The sequence below is a fragment of the Treponema sp. UBA7570 genome, assembly GCA_002477955.1.
GTDB lineage: Bacteria > Spirochaetota > Spirochaetia > Treponematales > Treponemataceae > Treponema_D.
Genome location: DLLE01000001.1, coordinates 24,979 through 28,273 on the forward strand (window position 1 = coordinate 24,979; position 3,295 = coordinate 28,273).

At 31.7% G+C, this 3,295-nt stretch carries 6 protein-coding genes; 3 read left to right on the forward strand and 3 right to left on the reverse strand.

What is annotated here, in order from left to right; translation table 11 throughout:
• Window positions 1-308 precede the first annotated feature (308 nt).
• Entirely contained in the window at window positions 309-740 is a 432-nt protein-coding gene (locus tag B4N75_RS00105) for an Hsp20/alpha crystallin family protein (RefSeq protein ID WP_296019579.1), read from the forward strand.
• A 75-nt stretch (window positions 741-815) separates the two neighbouring features.
• On the opposite strand, the gene B4N75_RS00110 is transcribed toward B4N75_RS00105, so the two are convergent.
• From B4N75_RS00110 to B4N75_RS00120, 3 genes are all read right to left on the reverse strand, one after another.
• Window positions 816-1,352, reverse strand: a complete 537-nt coding sequence (locus B4N75_RS00110) for a hypothetical protein (protein ID WP_296706223.1) — start codon at window positions 1,350-1,352, stop codon at window positions 816-818.
• Entirely contained in the window at window positions 1,349-1,753 is a 405-nt protein-coding gene (locus B4N75_RS00115) for a hypothetical protein (RefSeq protein ID WP_296668107.1), read from the reverse strand. Before B4N75_RS00115 ends, B4N75_RS00110 begins: the two co-directional genes overlap by 4 nt.
• A gap of 158 nt (window positions 1,754-1,911) precedes the next feature.
• On the reverse strand, window positions 1,912-2,196 hold the full coding sequence (locus tag B4N75_RS00120) for a TRL domain-containing protein (RefSeq protein WP_296019571.1): 285 nt from the start codon (window positions 2,194-2,196) through the stop codon (window positions 1,912-1,914).
• A 362-nt stretch (window positions 2,197-2,558) separates the two neighbouring features.
• Here B4N75_RS00120 and B4N75_RS00125 point away from each other — a divergent pair, with 362 nt between their 5' ends.
• Entirely contained in the window at window positions 2,559-2,750 is a 192-nt protein-coding gene (locus B4N75_RS00125; protein ID WP_078931486.1) for a hypothetical protein, read from the forward strand.
• 159 nt (window positions 2,751-2,909) lie between these two features.
• Window positions 2,910-3,295, forward strand: a 386-nt coding sequence (locus B4N75_RS00130; protein WP_296706226.1) for a DNA methyltransferase, incomplete at its 3' end; no start/stop codon positions are given.

Consider the following 3,295-nt stretch of genomic DNA (forward strand, 5'->3'; position numbering starts at 1 on the left):
TGCAAGCATCCGGGCTGCAAGCGCACACGAAAACTGTATCAAAATTACCCGAATTTTCAAAAAAAATTGCAAAAAAGCGGACAAAAGTGCTCAAAAAATTGCATTTGTTCAGAAAACTGTCCAAAATCTGCCTGTCAAAAAATGAAAAACCGAAAATTTGCGGTTTTTACAGTTTATTTTTTTCAAAAAATTCGTTCTCAGACTGAAAAAATGCTTTTTTATTTAAGATTTTTAACTTGGCACACTTTTTGCTTATAGATATATGAAAGCTAGAAAAAACTAAGTTTTCAAAACTTTGGAGGTAATGTATGAACGATTTAGCACTTTTTAATGACTTGTTTAATGATTTTGGAGATGACGGTTATACAATGCCGGCATTTAGTTACAAAAAAATGTTCCATATGCCAAAGGTAGACGTAAAGGAAAATAAAGAAAACTATACTTTGACAATGGATATGCCTGGCAAAACAGACAAAGACGTTGACATTGAATTGAACCAGAATGTTTTGACAGTTTCTTCTAAAGACGAAGTTAAAAAAGAAGAAAAATCAGACAAAAAAGACGAAGCAAAATGGCTCATTCGTGAACGCACAGTTTCATCATTCAAGAGAAGTTTTACACTCCCAGATGATGTAGACAGCGAAAAATTGACAGCCAACGTAAAAAATGGCGTTTTGACAGTTTCAATGCCAAGAAAAGCTCTTGCGCAGCCAAAACACATTGCAATTACCAATGCATAAGCTTATAAAAGCTAGGCGTTAATTAAAATGAAAGCATCCGTTTTTAAGAAATCTTGCTTAGAACGGATGCTTTTTTTAGTTTAAATTATTCTTTTCTATTTTTTTTAATATAATTTTTTGATTGTCAGCAAAAGTCAGAATTAGTTCTTTTTTATCTTGAGAGAATTCAAAATTTAATTTAATCGGAATTATTTTTTCAAAGTCTTGAATTTCATCATTTTGAATTTGATAATAAGGCTCTAAAATCAAAAATGACTTTTTTATAAAAAAATCTCCGCCGTCGGTTTGACTTTTTTGTGCAAAAGATTTTAACTTTTCTGTGGAGAAATTTTTTGGAGCTTTTGCTTTATCAAGATTAATTTTTGAAATTTTGTTTTGTATTTGTTTTTTAAAAGTTCCATTTTCGGTAAAAATAAATACCATTTTGCTTTCTGTATAAATACTGGCAAATAAAGTTTTTGGATTTTCTGGTTCTCTAAATAAATCAGATTTTAAAGTAGAAAAATTTTCCCAATAACCAAAAAAATCCTTTTTTGAAAAATTTTCTTTTTCGCAGGAAAAAATGAGACTAAGAAAAATAAATAAAATCGAGAGTTTTATAATTTTTTTCATAAGTATTTGTTTAAAAGTAAAAGTTTTTTATTCAATTTTTTACCATTAAATGCAGCAATAGTTTCGTTTTTGGAGTTTTTAATATTTATCGACTTAATTCCTTTTGAAATAAGATGAGTCATTTGCTCTGGAGAAATAAGTGATTCGAGTCTTACCATTATATCTTTTTTGACAGGCTCGATATAAAGTAACTCTTTCTGAGAGAGAACTATTTTTTCGGAATCCGTTTCTAGTGAAATTTCTAAATTAAGAATTTGCTGTTTAGAGAGATTTTTTACGCAGAGTGAAATTTTTATCGAAGTTGGAGCGCAAAACCCTTCGTTATTAAGAAACGAGGTTGTGTCGATAGAAAAATCGGGAATCAATTTGTTTTGGTATTTGCAAGGAGTTGTAAATACCATTTGTGAATTATTTTTTGAAGGAAAATCTAATACAGAAGAATTTGTTTTACAGCAAAAAAATGTACAACAGAATAAAAGAATAAAATATATTTTTTTCATATTAAGACAAATAACCTTGAAAAACTAGAATTTTTCTAGTTTTTCAAGGTAAAAAAAATTTAGTTGCCAGTTACAATTGTTGTGTGACCATAGTAAAAACCCAAATAATTGAAAGTCTTTAAGTCAACTGTTGAAATTTTTGTAATTCCAGCTTTTTTTGCTGCATCGGCAATACCGTAATCTCCGCCACCAATTGGAATAATACCAAAAAGGTATCCAGCAGTATTTGTTCCTACTTTTGCACCAAGCTCATTTGAAGTTGCACATACTGGTGCTACAGATGTACATCCGATAAATGCTGATGCTGAAACGATTAAAGCAAGAAGCAAAGCAATTTTTTTCATAAAAACCCCCTGAAAAAAAACTATTCAATTTTACCCCCCCCCAGTATTTTGTCAATACGCATATGTATAGCTTTTAAATTTATGTAAAATTTGAATTGATTTCAAAAATTTTTAAAATTATACTAGTTAACCTGAATGTCGAGTTAAAAAAACAGATTACTGAATTGTCGTTCCTATGCTAACGAGGTTGTCATTGCCGTGCTTGACAGCGCGATGTTTGCATAGCAAGCTCGGTTAGCAATCTACTGAAAATTTCCAACGGGATTATCGGGATGGGCAAGCCTGATAATGATAGTAAATTATAAAACTCAAAATTTGGGCTATTTTTTAATAAGTTAATAATGTAAAATAAGGTTAAACTTATGGCGAATGGAATTGAAGATTTAAAAGAAAAAAATAAAGATTGTGAGTTGAACAAAATTAAACCGCATGAATTTACGCAGTGGACGAATTTTCAGGGCAGGGAAGATGCGGAAATGCTGGAAGAAAAATCTGCCGGCTGGAGCGCTCTAAAAAGCTCTAAAGGTGATTATGACGCCTGGGATGAAGATTGAATTTTTGCATAGTATTCTTATTGCGGCTAGAAATTTATAAAAAAGGGAGAAGCCCCTCCCTCGCTCCAACCCTGCGGTTTTCCGCTACCCACCCAGCGGGGCCACCCCGCAACGCCCCAAGCCATAGAAAAAAAAGGAAAAATAGCTTAGATTAAAGAGATGATAAATGACGAAACCGACTGGAAAAATTCTGATATAAATGTCGATTCTCTTTGGTTTATTCAAAAGCGTGATTCTTTTGGCAAGCATGAAAATAATTATCATGGAAATTTTGTTCCGCAAATCCCATATCAGCTTGTAAAACGTTACACTCATAAAAATGACACCGTTTTAGAGCTTTTTGCAGGAAGCGGAACAACGCTTTTTGAATGTGAACGGCTTGGACGCAATTATATCGGATTTGATATAAACCAATCGATGATTGATTTGGTTTATCAAAAAATGGCTGATACTCAGAACATTCATTTTGCTATTAATAATTGTGATGTTTGTGATACTTTGAAAATGGCTGAATGTATGTCGCAAAGTTTTAAATGGTGCGAAAA